The organism is Nonomuraea angiospora, from assembly GCF_014873145.1.
GTDB classification, from domain to species: Bacteria; Actinomycetota; Actinomycetes; order Streptosporangiales; family Streptosporangiaceae; genus Nonomuraea; species Nonomuraea angiospora.
In genome coordinates this window covers 12,611,607-12,634,914 of sequence record NZ_JADBEK010000001.1, presented here as the reverse complement: position 1 = coordinate 12,634,914, position 23,308 = coordinate 12,611,607, and the positions used below count along the sequence as shown (strand labels likewise).

Annotated in this window: 16 protein-coding genes; 5 read left to right on the top strand and 11 right to left on the bottom strand. The window is 70.7% G+C overall.

Features of this window, described 5'->3' with window-relative positions; genetic code table 11:
• Nucleotides 1-14: 14 nt before the first annotated feature.
• A complete protein-coding gene (locus H4W80_RS57945; protein WP_192792818.1) occupies nt 15-1,628 on the top strand; it encodes an SMI1/KNR4 family protein in 1,614 nt (537 codons plus the stop codon).
• Here the strand turns inward: H4W80_RS57945 and H4W80_RS57940 are convergent.
• From H4W80_RS57940 to H4W80_RS57900, 9 genes are all read right to left on the bottom strand, one after another.
• On the bottom strand, nt 1,614-2,513 hold the full coding sequence (locus tag H4W80_RS57940) for a hypothetical protein (RefSeq protein WP_192792817.1): 900 nt from the start codon (nt 2,511-2,513) through the stop codon (nt 1,614-1,616). The two genes, H4W80_RS57945 and H4W80_RS57940, sit on opposite strands and share 15 nt — an antisense overlap.
• 177 nt (nt 2,514-2,690) lie before the next feature.
• Complete coding sequence (locus tag H4W80_RS57935; protein ID WP_192792816.1) at nt 2,691-3,893, bottom strand: alginate lyase family protein; 1,203 nt, start codon at nt 3,891-3,893, stop codon at nt 2,691-2,693.
• Nucleotides 3,894-3,965: 72 nt separating this feature from the next.
• A complete protein-coding gene (locus tag H4W80_RS57930; protein WP_192792815.1) occupies nt 3,966-8,444 on the bottom strand; it encodes a Tat pathway signal protein in 4,479 nt (1,492 codons plus the stop codon).
• Nucleotides 8,445-8,681: 237 nt separating this feature from the next.
• A complete protein-coding gene (locus tag H4W80_RS57925) occupies nt 8,682-9,608 on the bottom strand; it encodes a substrate-binding domain-containing protein (protein ID WP_192792814.1) in 927 nt (308 codons plus the stop codon).
• 226 nt (nt 9,609-9,834) lie between these two features.
• A complete protein-coding gene (locus H4W80_RS57920; RefSeq protein WP_192792813.1) occupies nt 9,835-10,560 on the bottom strand; it encodes an alpha/beta fold hydrolase in 726 nt (241 codons plus the stop codon).
• Complete coding sequence (locus H4W80_RS57915) at nt 10,557-12,071, bottom strand: glycoside hydrolase family 43 protein (RefSeq protein WP_192792812.1); 1,515 nt, start codon at nt 12,069-12,071, stop codon at nt 10,557-10,559. The genes H4W80_RS57920 and H4W80_RS57915 overlap by 4 nt, the downstream gene beginning before the upstream one ends.
• Nucleotides 12,072-12,436: 365 nt before the next feature.
• Nucleotides 12,437-14,008 carry a DUF3502 domain-containing protein gene (locus H4W80_RS57910; RefSeq protein ID WP_192792811.1) on the bottom strand — a complete coding sequence of 524 codons (1,572 nt, stop codon included), beginning with the start codon at nt 14,006-14,008 and terminating at the stop codon, nt 12,437-12,439.
• Nucleotides 14,009-14,036: 28 nt separating this feature from the next.
• Nucleotides 14,037-14,903: a carbohydrate ABC transporter permease gene (locus H4W80_RS57905; protein WP_192792810.1), complete on the bottom strand. Its 867-nt coding sequence runs from the start codon at nt 14,901-14,903 to the stop codon at nt 14,037-14,039.
• Complete coding sequence (locus H4W80_RS57900; RefSeq protein ID WP_192792809.1) at nt 14,900-15,886, bottom strand: ABC transporter permease; 987 nt, start codon at nt 15,884-15,886, stop codon at nt 14,900-14,902. Before H4W80_RS57900 ends, H4W80_RS57905 begins: the two co-directional genes overlap by 4 nt.
• A gap of 249 nt (nt 15,887-16,135) precedes the next feature.
• Here H4W80_RS57900 and H4W80_RS57895 point away from each other — a divergent pair, with 249 nt between their 5' ends.
• The 3 genes from H4W80_RS57895 to H4W80_RS57885 are packed head-to-tail and all read left to right on the top strand — an operon-like array spanning nt 16,136 to nt 20,267.
• Complete coding sequence (locus H4W80_RS57895; protein ID WP_318787560.1) at nt 16,136-17,122, top strand: hydroxyacid dehydrogenase; 987 nt, start codon at nt 16,136-16,138, stop codon at nt 17,120-17,122.
• Nucleotides 17,122-19,191: a glycoside hydrolase family 36 protein gene (locus tag H4W80_RS57890; RefSeq protein ID WP_192792808.1), complete on the top strand. Its 2,070-nt coding sequence runs from the start codon at nt 17,122-17,124 to the stop codon at nt 19,189-19,191. The genes H4W80_RS57895 and H4W80_RS57890 overlap by 1 nt, the downstream gene beginning before the upstream one ends.
• Nucleotides 19,176-20,267, top strand: a complete 1,092-nt coding sequence (locus tag H4W80_RS57885) for a LacI family DNA-binding transcriptional regulator (protein ID WP_225964275.1) — start codon at nt 19,176-19,178, stop codon at nt 20,265-20,267. The genes H4W80_RS57890 and H4W80_RS57885 overlap by 16 nt, the downstream gene beginning before the upstream one ends.
• Here the strand turns inward: H4W80_RS57885 and H4W80_RS57880 are convergent.
• Nucleotides 20,260-20,739 carry a hypothetical protein gene (locus H4W80_RS57880; protein ID WP_192792807.1) on the bottom strand — a complete coding sequence of 160 codons (480 nt, stop codon included), beginning with the start codon at nt 20,737-20,739 and terminating at the stop codon, nt 20,260-20,262. The two genes, H4W80_RS57885 and H4W80_RS57880, sit on opposite strands and share 8 nt — an antisense overlap.
• A 217-nt stretch (nt 20,740-20,956) precedes the next feature.
• Nucleotides 20,957-21,763: an SAM-dependent methyltransferase gene (locus H4W80_RS57875; RefSeq protein ID WP_192792806.1), complete on the bottom strand. Its 807-nt coding sequence runs from the start codon at nt 21,761-21,763 to the stop codon at nt 20,957-20,959.
• 298 nt (nt 21,764-22,061) lie between these two features.
• On the opposite strand from H4W80_RS57875, the gene H4W80_RS57870 reads away from it, so the two are divergent.
• Nucleotides 22,062-23,264 (top strand): hypothetical protein, encoded by a 1,203-nt coding sequence (locus H4W80_RS57870; RefSeq protein ID WP_192792805.1) that lies wholly within the window; start codon nt 22,062-22,064, stop codon nt 23,262-23,264.
• Nucleotides 23,265-23,308: the final 44 nt, after the last annotated feature.

Genomic DNA, 23,308 nt, shown 5'->3' with positions numbered 1-23,308 from the left:
GTGGGAAAGGCCGCGTGATCGACGACGTACTGCGTTCCATGGCCGAGAAGATCGCGGCGGCGGCGCCCCCGAAGTGGCGCAGGGCCGAGTTTCGGGGGTTCGCGACCGGCGGCGGCGGGTCCGGGCACAGCGGCCTGACGTACGAGCGCGGCGCCGGCGGCGGTGACGTCGATCTGCACGCCGAGCTGTGCGCCGTCCACACGCTGGCCGCGCCGGCCGGCGATCATCTGACCGTCGAGCTGGTCGTCGAGGCCAAGGGGCGGTTCGAGGCGGTGGTCAGCGAGTCGCTGGAGCGGGCCCCCGACGGCGGCTTCCTGTACGTGCTCGATCGGCACGCGCTCCCGGCCGAGCCGGCCGCGTTCCAGCCGGGCCCGGTGGAGTCCACGCAGGCGGGCGACCCGCGGGAGGCGGTCGCCCTGCTCGGCGCCTATTTGCGCGAGCGGGACCGGATCCTGGGGCGGGACACGTACGCGCCGCCGCCCGCGCTGCCCGAGGCGCGCCGGGCCGAGCTCGCCATGGGGCTCCCCGACGACCTGCGCGCCCTGTACGCGCACATCGACGGCGACGGCGGCGAGGGGCTGCTGGAGCGGTACCCCTGGTTCGGCCTGGAAAGGCTGGTGAGCCAGAGCCGCCCGGAGAACCGCTGGTGGGCCACGGGCCGCGCCTGGCGTGACCACCTGCGCAACCCGTTGATCACCAGCGCCGGCCCGCGGCTGGCGGTGCGCCGGGCGTCGGACCACCCGGGCTGGATCCCGTTCGCCACCAGCACCGGCGGCGACTTCCTGGCCGTGGACCTCGCGCCGGGCCCCGGCGGGCGCTCCGGCCAGGTCATCCGCATCGGCGCGCACCACCACGACGGCCCGGCCTACGTCGCCGACTCGGTGACCGGCCTGCTGCGGCGGCACGTCGCCGCGCTGCGGGCGGGCGCGTACCGGGTCGAGGACGGCGAGCTGTGGATCGACGTCGAGGAGCCGGAGGAGGAGCCCCGCGCGCTGGTCGTCGCCGGCGCCGACGCGGCCTCCATGCGCGGCATGCGCCCCGGGATCGAACGCCTGACGGTGCTCAACGCCCCCTTGGCCGACTTCCGGCCCCTGCGCGGGACGCCGACGCTGTGGCAGATCACCGTGGAGAACGTGCCCGGAGCGGACCTGGGCCCGCTCCGCGACACGCCGGTGGAGCTGCTGGACCTGGCCATGGACACGATCAACCTGTGGCCGCTGGCGGGCCACGCCACGCTGCGCCTGCTGACGCTGCGCACCGCGCACCCCGTCGACCTGGCGCCGCTCGTGTCGTGCCCGCGCCTGTACGGGCTGGACCTGTCCGAGGCCACCGTCAACGACCTCGGCGTGCTCGCCGACCTCAAGAACCTGCTCTACCTGCGCCTGCGCCGCGCGCAGTGGGAGGAGCTCTGGGAGCGGGCGGGCCACCCGCCGGGGCTGGCGGCGGCCGAGCTGGCCGCCGAGCCGCCCCGGGAGCGGGCCTGGTGGTGGTCGGTCGACAGGTCCTACCACGCCCCGGAGCCGTCGCTGAAAACGGCGGTCAAGTGGGCGGCCGACCTGGCCGGCAGGTCGGCGGACGTGCGGAGCTTCGCGGGCCGGTTCGCCCGCGGCGGGTCAGCCTCTCGTTGAGATCAGCTCCAGAGCGCGCTGGTACTGCTCGGTCGACGGCTGCCGGGTCCAGGTCATGCCGGGCAGGCTGTCCGAGAGCATGCGCGCCATGACCATGGACAGGACGTCGGACGGCTGCGCGTGCGGCAGCCGCGGGCGCATCGACCGGTATCCGGCGAGCACCCGGCCGTAGTCGTACATCAGCGTGTTCGTGAAGCGGCTGCGCTCGGCGTCGGCGCTCTCCAGCCCCGCCACGAACTCGGGCTCCGGCTCCTCGATCACGGCCTTGTAGACGTCGAGCCGGTTGCGGATCTCGCCGGGGGCGGCGTGGCTGTGGGCGTCGTCGTACATGCGCGCCACGTGCCGCGGCATCTCCGCGAGCACGGTGAGCATGCCGTAGCCGCCGTCCTCGTCGCCGTAGCCGCCGACGCCGCCGTCCACGCCCTGGGCGTGCGTGGCGCTCATCATCGCGCTGGTGAAGTCGTACTTGTCCATGCCGTCGACCGGCTCGGCCATCCAGTCGTCGTCGAGGTGCAGCACGCCGCCGGTCTCGCTCTGCGCGGCGCGGTCGATCAGGTGGCGTACGGCGCCCGCCGGGTCGGCCAGGGCCTGCGGCCCCAGCTCGGCGAACTGCTCGGCGAGCAGGAACAGGGAGATCATCATGGACGGGTGGTAGACGCGCAGGGCGCCGGCCTCCCGGTGCGGGAAGACGGTGCTCTCCGCGTCGTACGCCTCCAGCCCGGCCATGAACGCCCGCTCCTGCTCGTCATCGAGAACGAGCTCCCAGGCCCACTTGCGTTCGACGTGGAACTTGTAGAAGTCCTCGCCTCTGAGCGGATCTCGGAACCTCCACCACAGGGCCACGCCCGCGACCAGTGCGACGATCACGCCCAGTGCGATCCACATAGGGGTCCGTCTCTCTTTCTCTCGGTTTTACTTCCGGAAAAGCCGGATCGTAGCGGTGAAGATCCGGCGATCTCCCGGAAACAACCGGAAAGAAAGGACATGATCACCTTCAGTGAAGGCGGGGGTACGGGGTCAGGCCCAGGCCGTGAAGGCAGGTCTGGGCGTCGCTGGACACGCTCACCTGACCCTGGCGTGCGTGAGCGTGCCGAACCCGAGCTGGTCGAAGCCGCCGCTGTTGGGCCCGTAGTCGCCGCCGCCGCCCTCTGGCCGCACCTTGGCGACGAACGCGGCCGAGTACGGCATCGCCAGGCCGCGCCTGACGGCGTAGTGGTTGTAGACGGTCTCCCAGACGGGCCGCACCTCGCCGCGGCTCGCCGCCGCGATCGCGGTGTGCGTCTGCTGGGCGCAGTTCTGGCCGGTGCCCCAGGTGTAGGCGGTGAACGGGACGTCCTCGCCCAGGTTGTACTTCGCGATGTACTCGCACGCCTTGGCGAACCGGTTGCCGTCGTAGCCGTACAGGTCGATGCCCTGGTTCCAGGCCATCTCGCAGAAGGCCCCCATCTGGCCGACGCCCATCATGGTGTGGCCCTGGTCGCGCCCGCTCTCCTGCCACTGCGCGAGCCCGCCGCCGTGCAGGAACGGGATGGCGTGCATGATCGAGCCGTTGCCCGCGCCGGTCCTGAAGTAGGTGACGGCGCGGTCGATGAGGTCCTGCCGGTCGCAGAGCACGCCGATGGCCAGGATCGAGTTCATGGTGCACAGATCCCAGTTGGCCCAGTAGTTGGTGATGCAGGCGTCGTTGTGGTTGGTCAGGAAGCTCTCGTTGAGCGGGTGGAAGACGTTGAGCATCATCCGCTGGAAGCGGGCCAGGTCGAAGCCGCCGTAGCCGCGCATGATCTCGGCGACGTTGGCGAACTGGTAGCCGTAGATGCCCGCGGCCAGGAACCGGTCGGCGTTGCCGGTGACCGTGGTGAGCGTGCCGGACCAGGCGTTGAGGATGTCGCGGGCCTTGTCGCCGTGCGCGGTGCTGCCGCTGACCTTCCAGCGCAGCGCGTTCTGGTAGGCGGCGTGGATGTCGTTGTAGAGGATCCCGTAGTTCTGGCCGTCGCCGCCGCGGACGATGGTCGCCTGCGGGTTGGGCGTCCAGGTGCTCTGGGAGTGGGAGTTGGCCACGAGCCGGTCCCAGCCCGCCTTCCAGGGCTGGGCTCCGGCGTTGACCATCGATCGCATGCGGTCGAAGTCGGCCTGCGTGTGCAGCAGGCCGGGGTGGCTGGCCGCGGCGGCCGGGTCGGCGCGGCCCAGCAGGGCCGCGCCGGCGCCGGCCGCCAGCACGGCCTTGAGGGCGCCGCGACGGGTGACGGCGGGGGTGCGTGCGGACATGACCTCTCCTTAGGGGGTGTTGGAGGTGCGGTACGGCTCGCACCGGACGGGTGCGAGCCGTACCGCGGGGGGTCACAGGCTCGCGAGGGCGACGCGCAGCCGCTCGGCCGCGGCGTCGATCTGCTCCTGACCGCTCAGCTCGGAGCGGGCGTGTTCCAGCGCGGCGGTCAGCTCGGGGGTGCGGCGGCTCGGGTCGACGGCCTCGGCCTCCTCGATGAGCAGGTCGAGCAGGGTACGGTCGTCGCCCATGGACAGGAACTCGATCTCGGCCACGTTCGCGTTGCCCGACGGGAAGGCGACGCGCAGCCACGGGTAGGCCGCGCTCCGCGCGAGCGCGGCGGAGTACCACCGCGCCGTGTCGACCCCGCTGACCGTGTGCAGGTCGGTCCAGGTGGCGCCGCCGTCGGCGGATCCCCTGAACACGGCGCCGTTCAGCCGCGTGACGTGGGTGGAGCGCGGGTGGTAGCGGATGGCGTCCAGCGCCACCGCCGCCGGCAGGCGCACGTCGATCCAGCCCGCCGAGGTGGTGGTGTCGGTGGCGGTGGCCGGGTCGCCGTCGAAGGCGCGCCAGCCGTTCTGGGCCTTGGTGCCGCCGCCTCCCCACGCCTCGGTGGACGCCTCCACCATGGACGGCTCGACGGTCACCTTCTTCAGCAGCGTGCCGACCGGCACGAGCTGCTCGACGGCGGCGTAGATCCGGTCGATCAGCGCGTCCTCGTCGCCGCCCGCCCGCGCCTCGGCGAGCGCCCGGGTCAGCAGGTGGTAGCTGCCCTTGGTGTAGTCGGCCGCGGGCAGCTTCTCCGTCTCGGCGATCACGGTGGCGAGCGGTTCGGCCGCCGCCATCAGCAGGCCCGAGCCCGGCCCTTCGGCGCCGTCCGCGCCGATCGCCGCGATCCGGTAGAAGCGGGTGCCGTGCCGCAGCGGTTCGTCGGTGAAGTCGAAGGTCAGCGCGCTCGACAGGACCGGGCGCCAGGGGGCGCCCGCGCCGTCCTTGCGGTAGACGGTGAACCGGGTGGCGGCGTCCGGCTTGCTCCAGCGCAGCGTCACGCGGTCGCGGGCCCGCTCCACCCGGGCGTACAGCGTCCCCTCGCGGTCGGGCGACACCGTGACGTGGGTGAACGTGGCCGCCGTGGCCGCCGCGACCCCGGCGTACACGCCTTCGGGGAAGGGCGTGAACAGCTCCGCCACGTACGACCACGACCGGCCGTCCTTGCTCGCCCACGCCCGCACGATCTGGGCGTCGGCGTCCCGTACGAGCTTGACGAACGGGTACTCGGCCGCGGTGTATCCCTGGATGCCGGCGTCGATCGGGCTGCGCCGGTCGTCCTGCCAGTCGTGGCGGGAGTCTCGGGTGCGGTTGCGCAGGACGAGCCGGCCCGAGGCGTCCGCGCCGAAGTAGATGTAGCGGGCGTCGGCCCGGAGCATCACGCCACTGGCCGGGCCCCGCGCCTGCTCGATCCGGGCGCTGACCGAGCCGCTGCCGGTGAGCACCTCGTTCGAGAACAGCAGGCTGTCCTTGATGTCACGCTTGTCCAGGTAGTAGTCGTCGCCGTCGCCGAGGCCCTTGCCGTCGCCCCCGGTGAGCTCGACGCGGTGCCCGTCCGCCTTGACGCGGCCCGCGACCTCGCCGACGCGGTCCACCGGCGCGGCGGGCGGCCGGACGGCCTGCGAGGCCCAGCCGGAGCCGTGGCGGTTCACGCCGGTCACGGTGTACGCGCCGGACTGCCTGCCGGCCTCGTACGTCGTGCCGCGGACCCCGGCGGCGATCACCCTGCCGTCGCGCCTGATCGTGTACGACTCGGCGCCGGCGGCGGGCTTCCAGGTGAGGGTGACGCCGTCGCGGTCCCGCAGCGCCTGGACGAAGTCCACGTGGTGCGGGATCGGCCGCTCGGCCACGCCGCCGTCCAGCCTCAGCACCATCGCGGTCTCGGGCGGCACGCTCACCGCGCCCCCGGCCACGCGCCTGCCCGACACCAGGTCCACCGCGTCGCCGGGCACGTCCAGCGAGAACGAGCGCTTGTTGCCATACTCGTCCCGGGTGGTGTTGAAGGCGAAGACGTAGTCGCCGTAGCGGGCGGTCAGGAAGTCGGCGTACCCGGAGTAGGGGGTGTCGAACTCGTAGTTCTCCCGCCGCACGGTGCCCACGCCCGGCTGGTGGGCGGCGGGCAGGATCTCACCGGCCAGCGCCTGCGGCAGGCCGCCGTCGCCCTTCTGCTGGTCCTCCATGAAGTCGACGTCGATGTTGTCCATCCGCAGGTTGTAGTCGCGGTAGGCGAACTGCGTGTCCGTGGCGAGCTGCACGACGTTGTGGTGGTCCTTGGCCAGGACGTGCAGCCGCCCGTTGCCGGCCACGCCGCGCTGCCGTTCGTACAGCGAGCCGAAGATCCGGGTGTCGCCGTCGCGGACGGAGACGAACATGTCGTCCACGTCCGCGAACGCGAACCGCTCGTAGCGGGCCGGGTCGACGCCCAGGGCGGCGAGCTCCGCGGGCGTGTACGCGGCGAAGTCCGTCTGCGGGAGCACGGCCCCGGCCGCCGGACGGGCGCGCAGGTAGGCGTAGGTCTCGGGTAGCCACATGTCGTACTTCCGCTTCGCCTCCACGGAGGAGAAGGTGTTGAAGTACTGGTTGTCGGCGAGCTGCTGCTGGACGAACCCGGCCGCCTCGTTCGCGTAGCGCCGGTACGGCTCCCACTCCGGGCCCGCGTAGCGCTCGGCGTGCTCGGCCAGGTGCTTGTCCAGCGTGACGTACTCCATCGTGCGGCCCTCGGTGTTGCGCAGGGCGTAGGCGGGCCAGCCCGGGTAGGTCGCGTTGCGCTCGTCCACGGCCATCTCCGCCAGGGCCACCCGCTTGCCGTTGTCGTCCGTGCCGGTGTAGCGGGTGAAGCCGCGCGCGTGCAGGTTCTTCAGCGCCAGCTTGAGGATCTCGTCGTTGAGCTTCTCGTCGCCCTTGTGGCCCCAGGTGCGGAAGAAGTACTCCGGCAGGTAGTTGGTGGCCTCGCCGTAGTTGGCGACGAAGGTGTTCTCCCTGGTCAGCCCGGCCTTGGTGATGCCGGTGTAGTGCTCGCCGTACGGCAGGCGGCGCACCACGCCCCCGTCGGGGCCGAGCTTGCTCCTGGCCAGGCCCTTGCCCACGATCTGCGCGAAGTCGTCGGTGAAGCGGGCGGTGGTGTCGTGGTAGAAGAGCGAGTGGTAGAGGTCCAGGTCCTTGCCGTCGGGCCCCACCAGCACCTCTTCGCCGAGGAAGGGCTCGACGCCGAGCGCCTCCAGCAGGATCCGGTGGCTCCTGGCCTTGCCCTCGTAGAAGCGCGACCCGATCACCCGCAGACCCTCGTGCGCCTCCCACGCGCCCTCGTAGGTGTACATCACCTGGTTGTAGATGTAGGACAGCCGCGCGCGGGCGAAGTCGAAGTTGGCCTTCAGCACCCGCTCGTACGCCTCGCGCCGGGACAGCTCCCCGCCGTCCCAGTCCACGCCCTTGAGCGAGGACGGCCCGTCCTGCGTGCCGGTGACGAAGGGCTCGTCCAGGAACGCCTCGAACTCCTGCGCGCCGTACACCTCGGGGATCAGGTTCTCCACGATGTACAGCGCCTCGCCCAGGGCCCCGTAGTAGCCGCCCCAGTCGCCCTGGTGGCCGCCCCGCAGCAGCAGCCGGGTGTCGGCGTAGTAGTCCTTGACGTGGTTGTCGATCGCCTTGAACAGGCGTCCCAGCGCCGCCTTCCTCAGCTCGGGCGTGTTCGCCGGCGCCCACGGCTCCAGCAGCGCCGAGGCGTAGAAGCGCAGGTCGTCCTGGTAGCGGACGATCGACAGCTTCGCCGCCGGCGAGGCGTCGAGTTGCGCGCTGTACTGGTTGAACAGGTCGATCTGGCTCTTCCTGTAGCGGTCGACCATCGCCTGCTTCTCGGCGTCGGACGGCCCGGGCGCGGGCGTGGTGTCCGGGGTGACCGTCCCCTGCTTCTCGCCGGAGACGTCCAGGTACGCGGTGGTGTGCGTGTAGGCCCGGTAGTAGCCGCGCGAGTCGGCGGTCACGGGCTGGGCGAACCCGGCGTCGTACGTCCGGACGGTCATCTCCACGACCCGCCGGCCCAGGGTGTGGCCGAGCGGCAGCATGATCGTGTTGTAGTAGAACCGGCCCGGCAGCGCCCTGCTCGATCCGAGGTTGATCGCCTCGTAGTCGCCCGAGCGCCGGTAGCCGATCTGCTCGCCGTTGACGTAGGCGATCGTCTTGTAGGGCGAGGCGTCGCTCCCCCAGAACTTCAGCGTGAAGTAGTTCTGCGCGACCGGATCGACCGCGACCCTGAACCGCAGCTCACCGCCCTTGACGGTGGCCGGGGAGGTCGGCTTGGCGACGCGGGCGGGCTCCCCCAGCGCCCCTTCGACCACCGCGGTGGAGGCCGCCTGCAGCGCGTGCGCGCTCTCGGAGTCGGTGTCGCCGAACGTGACCACGTCCACGTATCCGGCGGGCAAGGGGGCGGCCATCGCGGGGGGCGCGGCGAGGAAGGGCAGCAGCAGGATCGCGGCGAGCGGGCCGCCTAACCGGTGCCGTATGAGCATGGCGGATCTCCCGATAGAAAACGTTCTCCCCGGAGATTAGGCCGCAGCGAGAGGCCCGACAAGCACCCGTTACCCAGGCGTTACACAGGCGATCAACTCAGGCCGAACGTTTTACCTGCTCACACGCATGATTGACGATCGCGCAGATCGGAATGCGCTTTCCCCCTCTTGCTGCCCCGCCGGTCCGCATTTACGCTGAGCGCACTCTGATAGGAACCGGTAACTACGCTCTCTGGCTCAGAAGGTCCAGAACTCGTGCGCGTTCTCCTTGGTCGCCAGCTTCACCGGGACCGCCACCGTCTTGGCGACCGTCTGACCCCTGGCCGCCTTGATGGCGTCCTGCACCGCCTGCCAGCCGATCAGCCGCGGCTGCTGGGTGACCGTGGCGGCCATGGTGCCCGCCCGCACCGCCTTGATCCCGTCCGGCGTGCCGTCGAAGCCGACGACCTTGACGCGGTGGCCCGCCTTCGGCCCCAGGGCCTGGATCGCGCCCAGCGCCATCTCGTCGTTCTCCGCGAACACCCCGTCGAGGCCGGGATGCGACCGGATGAGGCCCGTCATGACGTTCTGGCCCTTGGCCCGGTCGAAGTCGGCCCGCTGCGTGGCCACGACCTTGATCTTCGGGTACGCGGCGAGACCGTCGTCGAAGCCCTTGCTGCGGTCCCGGGAGGCGGAGGTGCCGGCCGTGCCGCGGAGCACGACCACGTCGCCCTTCCCGTCGATCTGCTTGGCCAGCTCCTGCGCGCCGAGCCGGCCCCCGGCGGCGTTGTCCGAGGTCAGGGTCTCCGCCACCCAGGCGTGGTTGATGGCGCGGTCGGCCGCGATCACCGGGATGCCGGCCAGGTTGGCCGCCTTGACCTGCGTGGCGAGCGCGTTGGAGTCGACCGGGTTGATGATGACCGCCCTCATCCTCCGGCTGGTGAAGCCCTGGACCTGCGCCGCCTGCCGCGAGGCGTCGTTCTGCGCGTCGGAGACGGACAGCTTGGCCCCGAAACGCTGAGCGGCCGCCTCCGCCCCGTCGCGGAACTGGACGAAGTACGGGTTGCTCATCGTCGAGACCGACAGGCCGATGGTGAGATCCGCCGCAGACTCGCTGCTGGCGGACGCACCGCAGGCGGCCGCGCCCAGCGCGACCCCGGCTATGACGAACGCGAGACTTCGCATGATTCTTCTTCTCGTTGGGCTCAGCCCTGCTGCGAAAGGGCACCGACGCGGGCGGCGGGCGCGCTACACACGCACCCGTGACCGCCCGGCCGCTGCGCTGAGGCCGGGCGGCGGCACGAACGGCCACCGCGTAACCGCTGGTCAGAGTGTATGTGATGGTCTTCACGTTTGCCGAACCCGAGTTGTGAAGGCCACAGTCAGGGGCGAGGCACCGGCCCCAGGAGACTCACCCGCCCCAGCCGGCCACCAGTTCCACGAACTCCGCCGGACGCTCCACATGCAGGAAATGCCCGGCCTGCGGCCACACCACGGTCCTGGAGCGCGGGTGGCCGGTCAGGCCCGCCTCCCACCGCGCGGCCTCCGGCACATTGTGCACGGCGAGCACCGGGCAGGCGCGTCCGGCCAGATACCGCTCGGACTCCCGGCGCACCCCGAACGCGCCCGGCACGGTGTACATCCCGGCGTAGCACTCGGCCAGCACGTGACCGGGCGTGGCCAGCAGTTGCCCGGTGATCGGCGCGGGCAGCGGCCCGAGCTGCCGCAGCGCGGCGGCCACGCCGTCGGCGCGCAACGCCGCCAGGCGCCCGGGGATGAGCCGTTCCTCCTCCTCGTCGGCGCCGTAGGCGGGAGCGACGACGACCAGCCCGCTGACCAGCTCCGGGTGCTCGACCGCCAGCGCGGTGACCACCTGGGCGCCCATGGAGTGCCCGACGGCCAGCACCGGCTCGTCGAGCAGCGGCACCAGGTCGCGGGCCAGGTCGACGGGCCGGTACCCGGTCGCCGGAACCGGGGAGCGGCCGTGGCCGCGCAGGTCGGGGGCGATCACCCGGCGGCCCCCGAAGTCCAGGGCGCGCCACAGCCGGTGGTCGCCGCCCCAGCCGTGCACCAGGAGCAGCGGCGGGCCGCCGCTGCCCCAGGTCTCGACGTGCACATTTGAGATGCTGTTGCTCATGTGCGGTAGCTGATCCGCTCGAAGCGCGCCGAGCAGCCCTCCCCCGCCAGGTCCTGCACCCAGAACCCCACGAACGCGCCGGTGAAGCCGAAGGCCCGCACCTTCCCGTCGATGAACTCGTCGGCGTGCTCGTCCGAAAGGATCGTGGCGTCCAGGTCCGGGCCGTGGTTGAAGCGCACGACCGGCCCGTCGAACTCCACGCGCAGCTCGACCTCTCCTCCCGTAGGGCCTCCCGCGGGGCCTCCCGCGGGACCGAGCAGGCGCTCGGTGCGGGTCCCCTGGTCGCTGGTGGTCAGCACCAGGCCGTCGGCGGTCACGGCCAGGTAGTGCCAGTTGCGCGAGTTGTAGTAGGCGACGATGCCCGCCCACTGGTGGACGCTGTCCGGCTCGAACCGCATGACCGTCTCCAGGGAGCACGTGCGGTCCGTGACCCGGCGGGCGACCAGGCTCGGGGTGCGCAGGCCGTACGGGGACTGACCGCCCTGGACGGTGAGCCCGCCCTGGTCGGCGGAGAGCCAGTCGGGCGAGGCGGGCCGCCGCAGCGTGCTCCAGTCCGGGCCGAGCCCGCCGGCGGACGGCGAGCCGTTCCAGCCCTCGCTCGCCGGCCACGGGTGCGCGGGCAGCTCGGGCGCGGCCACCTCGACGGCGGGCACGCCGCCCGCCACGCGCGGCCAGCCGTCCTCCCAGGTCACGCGCTGCAGCGCGGTCTCGCGCCCGAGCACGCACCGGCCGTTGTGGTACGGCCGGGCCATCAGGTGGGACAGGTACCACTCCCCCGTCTGCGTCCGCACGAGGCAGCCGTGCCCGGCCTTCTGCAGCTCCAGGCTGCGGTCGTGACGGGAGGTGAGCATGGGCCCCGCCGGGTCCTCCTCGTACGGCCCCGACATCGAGCGGGAGCGCAGCACCGTGACCCCGTGCTCGTAGCCGGTGCCGCCCTCGGCCACCATCAGGTAGTACCAGCCGTCGATCTTGTAGAGGTGCGGGCCCTCGGTGACGCTGCGGTTGGGCAGGATCAGCTCGGGTTTGCCACCGTCGAGGGGCTGCAGCTCGATCCCGGCGAACCCGCGGCCCGGCCGGGAGTCGAAGACCATGTTGAGCAGCCAGCTCCGGCCGTCCTCGTGGTAGAGGGAGGCGTCGAAGCCGCGGCCCGGCAGCCGGACCGGGTCGGACCACGGCCCCTCGATCGAGGGTGCGGTGATCAGGTAGTTGGCGATGTCCTTGTAGCCGAGGGCGTAGTTGTCCATCACGCCGTAGACCAGGTGGAACAGCCCGTCGTGATAGGTCAGGTCGGGCGCCCAGACGCCCCCCGAGTCGGGCACGCCGGACAGGTCGAGCAGCCTGCGCTCGGTCAGGACGCCGCCCAGCGGGCGCCAGTTCACCAGGTCACGGGAGTGGTGCACGCGGACGCCCGGACACCACTCGAAGGTCGAGGTGGCCAGGTAGTAATCCTCTCCCACCCGCACGATCGAGGGGTCGGGGTCGAAACCGGGCAGGACGGGATTGCGGATCATACGATCTCCACACTCTTTCCAGCGGACAGCTCAACTATTCGGCGCAGGCCCGAGGCACGGTGAACAACGGTAACGGTCTGGTCGATCAGCGAGATGCTCCCGGCCCGGACGCCGTCGGCCCAGGGGGCGCGACGGCCCGGGCGAGGAGTGCATCAGTCCTCCAGGAAGAGCACCACGGTGCTGAGGGGCGCGACCTCGGTCGGGGCTCCCAGGCGGACGCGGCGGCCGGTCACGAGGTCACGGGACCTGGTGCCGTGCGGCACGGCCCTTCGTGGCGGCGGCCTCGCCGTTCCATGACCAGGTGGCGGCGGCCGGCGTGCCGGAGGACGCAAGCGCGGTCCTCCGGCTGATGGGGAGCGCCATCGTCACTGGCCCTTCAGGTAGGCGTCGGCCTGCTTGGCCATCTCGGCCTGGACCTTGGCCAGGCCCGCCCGCTCCAACGCCTTCTTCAGCTTGTCGAGCCCCTGGTCGACGTCCACGGCGCCGATGAACAGCGGGTTGGCGAACTGCGTCATGGCCGCGGTGACCTGGGTGTTCTCCCGCTTGATCGGCTCCGGATCGGGGACGAAGCCGGCGTAGGGGTCGACGGTGAAGTTGTCGATGTCCTGCGCCCAGTCGAACCACTTGGCCTCGGACTCGGTCATGCCCTTGACCCGGCGCTCCAGCTTGGCCCGCCAGGAGAGGGCGAAGCCGGGGAAGGCGTAGGTGGACAGCTGCTCGTACTTGTCGTCGCCGACGGGGTTCCAGTCCTTGCCGGGGAGGCCGTAGTTGAGCAGGTCGTGGTTCTCCTTGATCGACACCCAGTCCTGCAGCTGCATGGCCTTCTCGTTGCTCTCGCCCTTGGCGTTGAGCACGACGAAGTTGTCGCTCTGGAAGGTCTGGTACGGCTTGGCGCTCTCGCCGCCCTTGAGCGGCATCACGTTCGCGATCATCGCGCCCGGCACGTTCTTGGTCAGCTCGGGCAGCCCCGTGGAGGACAGGCCGTCGGTCATGGCCCAGCCGGTGGCGACGCGGCCGGCCTTGAACTGGGAGTCCAGCGCCTTGGAGTCCAGGGTGAGGGCGTTCTTGTTGATCAGCCCGTCCTGGTAGTACTTGCGGATCTTGCGCAGCGCGTCCACCATGCCCGGGGCCTCCCACCACGGGATCGGGTTGGACGAGCCGGTCTGCTTGCCGTCGGCGGCCAGGACGAAGTTGAGCGAGTCGCCGGTGAAGGAGGCGATGCTCATGGTGGGGTTGTCCCACATGTAGGGGTTGAGCCAGCCGACCGGGTTCCAGGCCACCAGCAGCTTGGGCATCCGGGAGCTGACGCCGATCGGGATGATGTCCTTGTTCTTCTGCTTGACGTCGTACCAGAACTTCTCCAGCCCGGCGAAGTCCGTGATGTCGCTCATGCCGAGCTTGTCCGCCAAGTCCTGGCGGATGCTGAAGTGGTGGAAGCGGGCGACCGAGTTGATCTGGGGCAGGCCGTAGAGCTTGCCGCTCCACCGGTTGAGCTCGATGATCTTCGGGTCGATCGTGGCGGTCAGGTTGGGGTACTTGCCGCTCGACAGCAGGCTGCTCAGCTCGACGATCGAGCCGCTGGCCGCGAGCTGGGTCATGTTGAGCCAGCGCGCCTGCAGCGCGGTGTCGAACTTCTCCCCCGCGGTGAACTTCAGCAGTGCCTGCTGGCCGTAGCTGGTCCACGGGATGAACTGCGGCTTGATGGTGAAGCCCAGGTCCGCCTGGAGTTTCTTGTTGACCTCGGCCAGGACGGCGTCCCAGCCGGCCGGGACGTCGCCGGGGAGCAGCAGGCTCAGCGCGAGCGCGCCGGCGCTCTGGGCGCCGCCGGTGGCCTGCGACTTCGGGGAGTCGTCCGAGCAGGCGGCGAGGAGGGCGGCCAGGGACAGACCGCCGCCGGTGGCCAGCAGGCGGCGCCGCGACATGAGGTGGTGGGACACGGTAACTCCTGAGGTGGGGGGAGCGGGATCAGCCCTTGGTGGCACCGAGGGTGATGCCCTTGACGAAGTAGCGCTGGGCGAAGGGGTAGGCGAGCAGGATCGGGCCGATGGCGACGGTCGTGAGAGCCAGGCGGAGCTGGTAGACGGGGGTGGCCGCCTCGGCCAGCTGCGGCAGCATCTGCGTGAACGAGATGTTGGAGATGAGGTTCTGCAGCACGAGGGGCAGCGGGAACTTGTGCACGTCGTCGATGAACAGCAGCGCCATGAACCAGTCGTTCCAGTAGTGCACGGCGTAGAACAGGCCGACGACGGCCAGGATCGGCTTGGACAGCGGGATCGCGATCGTGAAGAAGATGCGCAGCTCCCCCGCGCCGTCGATCTTGGCCGACTCGAAGATCGACTCCGGCAGCTGGCGGAACGCGCTGACCTGGACGAAGACCAGGAACGGCATGACCAGCAGCGGCAGGATCACCGAGAAGTAGCTGTTCTGCAGCTTCAGGTACTGCGTGACCAGCAGGTAGAGGGGCACCAGGCCGCCGGAGAACAGCATCGGCAGGTAGGAGAAGACGGTCAGCGGCCGGCTGATGCCGGGCAGCCTGCGGGCGATCACCCAGCTCAGCCCCGAGGTCACCGCCAGGGACAGCGCCGTGCCCACGACCGTGATGAAGACGCTGGCGAAGTAGGCGTCGAGCACCGCCGGGCCCGTGAAGATCATCTTGTACGCGGTGAGGTCGAAGGCGGCGGGGAACAGGCTGTAGCCCGTCGTGGCGAGCTCGGACTCGCTGGTGAGGGACCCCGAGATGATCATCCAGAACGGGATCGCGCAGGCCAGCACGGCGAAGGAGACGCCGATGATGCTGACGATCGTGAACGGTTCCAGCTTCTTGCCGCTCATAGGACGCTGGTCTCCTTCGAGTACTTGCGCTGGATCAGCACCGCGATCACCACGAGGACGAAACCCACCACCGACTGGAACAGGCCGATCGCGGCCGTGGTGCCGAAGTCGCCGAGCTGGCGCAGGGCGCGGAAGACGTAGGTGTCGATGACGTCCGTGCTGTCGAACAGGGTGCCGTTGTCCCCGACGATCGCGTAGATGGTGCCGAAGTCGCCGTAGAAGATGCGGCCGACGCCCAGCACCAGCAGGACCGCCGCGGTGGGCTTCAGCAGCGGGAGGGTGATGCGCCAGGCCATCTGGGCCCGCGAGGCCCCGTCGATCGTCCCGGCCTCGTAGACCTCCTCGGGGATGCCGGTGATCGCGGCCAGGAAGATGACGCTCAGGTAGCCGCCGAGCTGCCAGATCTTCACCACGGTGAGGATCCACGGCCACGGTCCCGGCTCCGTGTACCAGTCGACGGCGGGGAACCCGAGGCCCCCGAGGGCGTCGTTGACCGCCCCGCCCCCGCCGGAGGCCCCGGCCAGCAGCACCTGGAGGATGATGCTGATCACGACCGGGGAGACGAAGTAGGGGAAGAAGACGACGGACTGGGAGACCCGCTTGAAGAAGGTGCTGCGGATCTCGTTCAGCATGATCGCCAGAACCATCCCGGCGGCCAGCGTCGCGCCCAGGAACAGGATGTTGAGGAAGAGGGTGTTGAACAGGATCCTCGCCGCGTCCCCGGACTCCAGGAAGTAGGTGAAGTTCTCCAGCCCGTTCCACGGGCTGCCGAAGATCCCCAGGTTGACGTCGAACTCCTTGAACGCCACCACCAGGCCGGACATCGGCAGGTAGCTGAAGACAAGGAAGAAGACGACGGCCGGCAGTGCGAGCAGCCCGATCGTCCAGTTCGTACGGACCGCCCTGCGTCGGACGCGGCGCCGGTCCGGCGCCCCGGAAGGCGGTCTCGTCTGAGGCTCTGGCCTCGTCTGTAGCGTGCTCATCACCGAAGTCCCGTCTGAGGCGGCAGCAGGCTGGCTCTCAAGGTTGATAGAAACCGGTCGCTGCGAACGCTACGTCCGAGCGGCCAGCACGTTCAAGGCTGCGTTACAGAGACGTTACAGATCGGCGCAGGACAACCGACAGATCCAGGTAAGACGCACCCTAGAGGTTAATCAGGGATTGCCCGTTGACCGCGAAGGGCCGCGCTCCTACTTTAGAAACCGGTCTCTATCGAATGGAGGGCTTCCCCCGTGTCCCCACGCCCGAAGGCGCTGTTCGCCATGCGCGAGGAACATCTCGCTCTGCTCTTCCCCGCGCCCTTGCTGCGGCGGCTGGACACGCTGGCCGACATCGACGTCGCCGTGGTCGCCGAGCGGTTCGACGATCCGCGCCTGGACCTGACCGGCGTCGAGGTCCTCATCACCGGCTGGGGCTGCCCGCCGATCGACGAGGCGCTGCTGGCCGCCGCCCCCCGCCTGCGCGCCGTCCTGCACGCGGCCGGCTCGGTGAAGGGCATGATCAGCCCCGCCTGGTGGGAACGCGGCCTGCTGGTCTCCTCGGCCGCGGAGGCCAACGCCGTCCCGGTGGCCGAGTACACCGTCGGCGCGATCCTGCTGGCCGGCAAGGGGGTCTTCGCCCTCAACCGGCGCTACCGGCGCGAGCGCTCCTTCACCCTGGGCAAGATCGAGCCCGGCATCGGCAACAACGGCCGCACGGTCGGCGTCGTGGGCGCCTCCCGCATCGGCCGCAAGGTGCTCGACCTGCTGGCGCCGTACGACCTGGACCTGTGCCTGTACGACCCCTACACCCGGGTTCCCGGCGTACGGCAGGTCTCGCTGGAGGAGCTGCTGCGCCGCAGCGACATCGTCAGCCTGCACGCCCCCGCCACCCCCGAGACCGAGCACATGCTCGACCGGGCGCGGCTGGCGCTGATGCCGGACGGCGCGGTGCTGATCAACACCGCGCGCGGGTCGCTCGTCGACACCGGCGCGCTGATCAGCGAGCTGAAGGCCGGCCGGCTGTCGGCGATCCTCGACGTCACCGAGCCCGAACCGCTGCAGCCCGACTCGCCCCTGTTCGACCTGCCCAACGTTTTCCTCACCCCGCACATCGCCGGCTCGCACGGCAACGAGCTGTCCCGGATGGGCGCCGTCGCCCTGGACGAGCTGGAACGGCTGGTCGCCGGGCTGCCGCTGGCGCACCAGGTGACGCACGAGGACCTGGACCGGGTGGCCTGATGGAGGTGACCTGGCGCGACCTCGTCCTCGACCTGACCGCCGGCGCTCCGCCCCGGCTGCTGGCGATCGGCCCGTTCCGGGGCAACGGCCGCTCGGCGCTGCCGGTGGTGCAGATCGAGGTGACCGGCCGGGGCAGGAGCGGCACGGCGGGCAAGCGGCACGTGGACGGGCTGAAGCTGCGCTACGAGAGCCACCGCGCCGAGGACGACCGGCTGACGATCCGCTCCGGCGGCGACGGCGTCCGCGTGACGACCGTCTTCCAGGCGGTCGGCCCAGCGGTCGGCCCAGCGACCGGCCCAACGGCCAGCCCAGCGGCCAGCCCAGTGATCGGCCCAGCGACCGGCCCAGCGACCGGCCCAGTGATCGGCCCAGTGATCGGACAGGTCGTCCGGTGCTGGTCGACGGTGACCGCGACGGAGGAGCTGGTCCTGGAGCACGTGTCGAGCTTCGCGTTCGCCGGGCTGCCCTGGGATCTGACGGTGTGGAGCGCCCGCAACCCGTGGAGCGGCGAGTTCCGCTGGTCGGGCCGGCCACTGGAGCTGCACGACGTCGGCATGACGCGGTTCGGCCAGACCGGGACGAAGAACCGCGTCGCGCTCACCAGCACCGGCTCGTGGCCCTCCTCCGAGCACCTGCCGACCGGGTGGCTGGAGTGCGACGGCGGCACGCTCGCCTGGCAGATCGAGCACAACGGCCCCTGGCACGCCGAGCTGGCCGACCGGTTCGACGACGTCTACCTGGCGCTGTCGGGCCCGTCCCAGCGCGAGCACGGCTGGTCGGCCCGGCTGGCGCCGGGCGAGAGCTTCACCACCGCGACCGCCGCGTTCACCGTGGCCGGCGACCCCGTCGCCGCCCTGACCGCCTACCGCCGGGCCGTGCGCCGGCCGCACCGCGACAACGCCGAGCTGCCGGTGGTCTTCAACGACTTCATGAACTGCCTGATGGGCGATCCCTCGACCGAGCGCCTGCTGCCGCTGGTCGAGGCGGCCGCCCGGGCGGGCGCGGAGTACTTCTGCGTCGACGCCGGCTGGTACGACGACTCGCTGGCCGGGCCCGGTGACGGCGGCGTGCCGGGCTGGTGGGACACGGTCGGCGCGTGGGAGCCGTCCACCGTGCGCTTCCCCGGGGGAATCGGCGAGGTCATCGACGCGATCAAGGGTCACGGCATGGTCCCGGGGCTGTGGCTGGAGCCCGAGGTCATCGGCGTACGCAGCGGGGTCGTCCTGCCCGGCGAGGCGTTCCTGCGACGGGCCGGAACCAGGCTGGCCGAGTGGGGCCGCCACCAGCTCGACCTCAGCCATCCGGCCGCCGTCGCCCACCTCGACGCCGTGATCGACCGGCTGGTCCGCGAGCACGGCATCGGCTACTTCAAGTTCGACTACAACATCGACGTCGGCCCGGCCGATCGGCTGCTCGAACACAACCGCGCCTACCTCGCCTGGGTCGAGCACCTGCTGGAGCGCCACCCCGGTCTGGTGATCGAGTCCTGCGCGGCCGGCGGCATGCGGCTGGACGGCGCCACCCTGGCCAGGCACTCCATCGCCTCGCTCACCGACCAGCAGGACGAGCTGCTGCTGCCCGCCATCGCCGCCGCCGCGCCCGCCGCGGTGCCGCCGGAGCAGGGCGCGATGTGGGCCTACCCCGCCGAGCGGGTCGCCTGGTCCATGGTCACCGCGATGCTCGGCCGCATCCACCTCAGCGGCCGGCTCGACCTGCTGGCCCCGGAGCGGCTGGCCGAGGTCGCCGAGGCGATCGGCGTCTACAAGACCTACCGCGGCGAGCTGGCGCACGGCCTGCCGCGCTGGCCGCTCGGGCTGCCCGGCTGGCGGGACGACCGCCTCGCCCTGGCCGTGGACTGCGGGGACACCGCCTACCTCGCCGTGTGGCGCAGGGGCGGGCCGTCCGCGAAGATCGAGCTCCCCTGGCCCGCCGGTTACGAGGTGACCCCGCTCTTCCCGTCCGCGACCGAGGCCGGCTGGCAGGCGGGCACGCTCGGCGTCGTGCTGCCCGAGCCGTACTCCGCGGCGCTGCTCCGCCTGACGAAAGGTGCGCCTTGCCACGAAAGCTGACGTCCCCGAAGCCGGACCCCGCCGCGCCTGTGGATGACCTGGAGCGGGCCACCATCCGCGACGTCGCCGCCCGCGCCGGGGTCTCCGCGTCCACGGTCTCCCGGGTGCTCAAAGGGGACTATCCGGTCGCGCAGGCCACCCGCGCCCGCGTGCTGCGGGCCATGCGCGAGCTGGACTACGTCCTCAACGTGCACGCCCGCGCCCTGTCCGGGGCCGGCACCAAGATGGTCGCCTTCGTGCTCGACGACGTCACCGGGCCCTCCTTCGCCTACGTCGCCAAGGGCGTCGAGCAGCAGGCCACCGAGGAGGGCCGGCTCTGCCTGGTGTGCGCCACGCACGGCGACCCGGCGCGCGAGCTGGCGGTCGTCGAGGCCATGCGCGAGCAGCGCGCCGACGCGGTGATCCTGGTCGGCGGCGGCTCGGCCGACGACGCCTACCGCGCGCGCATGTCGCACTTCGCGCACGCCCTGGACAAGGCGGGCTCCCGGCTCGTGCTGTGCGGGCGCCCGCCGCTCGGCGACGACGTGCCGACGACCGTCGTCGAGTACGACAACGAGGCCGGCGCGTACGCCATGACCGGCCACCTGCTCTCGCGCGGCCACCGCCGGATCGTCTACCTCGGCGCCGCCACCGCCGACGACCAGAGCACCACCAAGATCGACCGCGTGACCGGCTTCCGCCGCGCGCACGAGGACTTCGGGATCCCCTGCGATCCGGGCCTGGTCCTGCCCGGCGACTTCTCCCGCGCCGCCGGTTACGAGGGGACCAGGCGGCTGCTGGCGGCGGGGACGGAGTTCACCGCCATCTTCGCCGGCACCGACATGGTCGCCGCCGGCGTGCTGGCCGCGCTGCGCGAGGCGGGCCTGCGGGTGCCCGAGGACGTGTCGGTCGCCGGCTACGACGACATCCCGCTGGCCGCCGACCTGGTCCCCGGGCTCACCACGGTGCACATTCCCACCGAGGAGCTGGGCCGCGCCGCCGTGCGGCTGGCCCTGGACCTCGGCCGGCCGCAGCACGTCATCCTGGGCACGCACATCGTGGTGCGCGGATCGGTGGGCGAGAGGATCGTCAGTTGAAGGGGTTGTCGTAGGTGGACGACCTCCTCTTCCAGGTGGCCTGGTTCTGGCCGTTGAAGTTGACGCCCTCCACCTCGACCGTGACGTTCCTGACGGTGCCGCCGGCGGCGTCCGTCGTGCCGTACAGCTGGGCCGGATACTTGCACTCGGCTATCGGCGTGTCGCCCCAGTTCAGGCTGTACGAGGCGCGCAGGGTGGCGCGGTCGTTGATCAGGACGTACCCGCCGGCGGCGCTGTAGCTCGACTCGCGGCACAGGTAGAACTGGTAGGTGTACGTCGTGCCGTCGTTGAACTCGATCCAGCCGTAGATGCCGGCCAGCTTCTGGCTGTTGTCCCCGCGTACCTCCAGGAAGATCGGCACCTGGGCGGTGGCCGAGTGGGCCGGAGCGACCGGCAGGGCGACCGCGGCCAGCAGCGTGAGAACGACGGTCAGGAGCCTCGTCGTGCGGCGTCGCAGGATGTCGGATAACAATTCCCGTCCCCTTCTGTCTGACGTGGCGTCGGCATCACCCTGCGCCGGAGACCGCCGAGCCGTCCACCAGAGGATTCGTCGGGCCGGAATCGGGCGCGCGCTAACCAGGCCGAACGCCCGGCTGATAAGGGGGCCGGCCTCTCCGCTCACCGGCGGTTATGGGGTGGCCGGAGCGCGCCGGCCGCCGATTCCCCTCGGTGAAAGTTTCAGGACGGTCCTACTTCCTGCCGACCCCGCAGAATCCGTCCACTTCCGGGACGTCGTCGATGTCGGGGCGCCAACGCGTGGTGGAGACGATGCCGGGGGGCAGGACCTCCAGACCTTCGAAGAAGCGCCCGATCTGCTCGGGCGTGCGGATGGTCAGCTTGGGCGTGCCGTGCTCGTTCCAGTGGCGTACCTCCTCGCGCTTCGCCTCCGGGTTGAAGAACGCGGTGATGTGGACGAGCGCCAGGTGGCTGCCGGCGGGGACGGCGTCGAGCAGGCGTTTGATGATCGTGTACGCCTCCTCGTCGTCGTTGATGAAGTGGACGATCCCCAGCAGCATGATCGCGACCGGCTGGGTGAAGTCGAGCGTGTCGGCGGCCGCTCTCAGGATGGTGTCCGGGTCGTGGAGGTCGGCCTGGATGTAGTTGGTCCGGCCCTGCGGCGTGCCCACGAGCAGGGCCTTGGCGTGGGCGAGGACGACGGGGTCGTTGTCGACGTAGACGACGCGCGTCTCCGGAGCCAGACTCTGGGCGATCTCGTGCGTGTTGCCCGCCGTGGGCAGCCCGGTGCCGATGTCCAGGAACTGCCGTACCCCCGCCTCGGCCACCAGATGGCGCACGGAGCGGTGGAGAAAGGCGCGGTCGGCACGGGCCGTCAAGGCGATGTCCGGATTTATCCGGCTCAACCGGTCGCCGACTTCCCGGTCCACCGCGTAGTGGTCCTTGCCGCCCAGCCAGTAGTTCCAGACCCGCGCCGAGTGTGCCACGGTCGTGTCGATCTCCGGCGGCCACCGGTCCGTGGTCGAGTTGTCTGCTGTCATTCAGAGGTCTCCAGGCTTGAGCATAAGGTCCCCGGCGGCGACGCACCCGCAAGGTGATCATACCCATTTGCCACGGAAGTCGCCGTTAGTGAACTTCTCCCGAATCTAAATCTCACACGACTGGACAAACCACCCACAGAGGCGTCATAGGCCCTCATCTGAAATGCCGTCTGCCCGAGAAAGCATGGTAAGTTCCGGGAATTGTCTTCCGCTCGCGCAGGACCAGGAATATCGGAACAGCGCTTGACATGGTTTCTGCCGCGAATATTCAATCGCCGCCCATCGGAAGGATGGCACCATGCGCGTGCGCCGGCCACGGCATGCGGGACGTAACACGGCGAGGACCACGGCGATAGCCGGGCTGTTCCTCCTGCTCGCGGCGTGCACCGGCACGCAACAGCCGCCCCAGCCGAAACCGGCGGCGGCGTCGGGAAACCCCGGCGACCCGACCGACCTGCGCGGCGTCTGCCCGGCCACCGTCGTGGTGCAGACCCAGTGGACGCCGCACATCACCGTCGAAGGCGGGATGTACCACCTGCTCGGCGCGAACCCCGCCATCGACGCCGGCAGGAAGCGGGTGAGCGCGCCGCTGGTCGTCCGGGGCAAGGACACCGGGGTCACGCTGGAGCTGCGGGCGGGCGGGCCGGCGATCGGCTTCACCCAGTCGTCGGCGCAGCTGTACACCGACCCCGGCATCACCCTCGGCGTGCTGGGCGGCATGGACGAGGGCATCCAGATGTCGGCCACCCAGCCGACCCTCGCGGTCATGGCGTTGCTGGAGATCCACCCGCAGATCATCCTGTGGGACCCGGCCACGTACCCCACCTTCAACACCATCAAGGACATCGGCCGGACGGACACGAAGGTGCTCTACTTCGGCGGCAACACCTACATGGAGTATCTGGTGGGGGCGGGGCTGCTGAAGCGCGGCCAGGTGGACGGATCCTACGACGGCTCGCCGTCCCATTTCGTGGCCGCCGGAGGCAAGGCGGCGGTGGCCGGCTATGCCAACGCCGAGCCGTACATCTACGAGAAGGACGTGCCGCAGTGGGGCAAACCGGTGAAGTATCAGCTGGTCTACGACGCCGGCTACCCCAACTACGGTCCCCCGCTGGTGATCCGCCCGGCTGACAAGCAGAAGCTCGCGCCGTGCCTGCGCAAGCTCATTCCCATCTTCCAGCAGGCGCAGGTCGACGTGCTGGCCGAGCCGGGCCCCACGATCGATCTCACCCTGCGGCTCAACCAGGCGTACAAGGTCGCCACCCAGTACACCAGGCCGAGCTCGGAGTTCTCGGTCCAGCAGATGAAGACACTCAAGCTGGCCGGCAACGGCCCCGACGACACCGTCGGCAACTTCGACACCGCCCGCGTGCAGCGGCTGATCGACATCACCAGGCCGATCTTCGCCAAGCAGAACAAGCCGGTGAAGGACGGCCTTCAGCCCTCCGACGTGGTCACCAACGACTTCGTCGACCCGAAGATCGGCTACCGCGCCGGCTGACCGATCGGCGTGTTGCCCGTGTCCTGTCCGATGTGGTCTAGTGG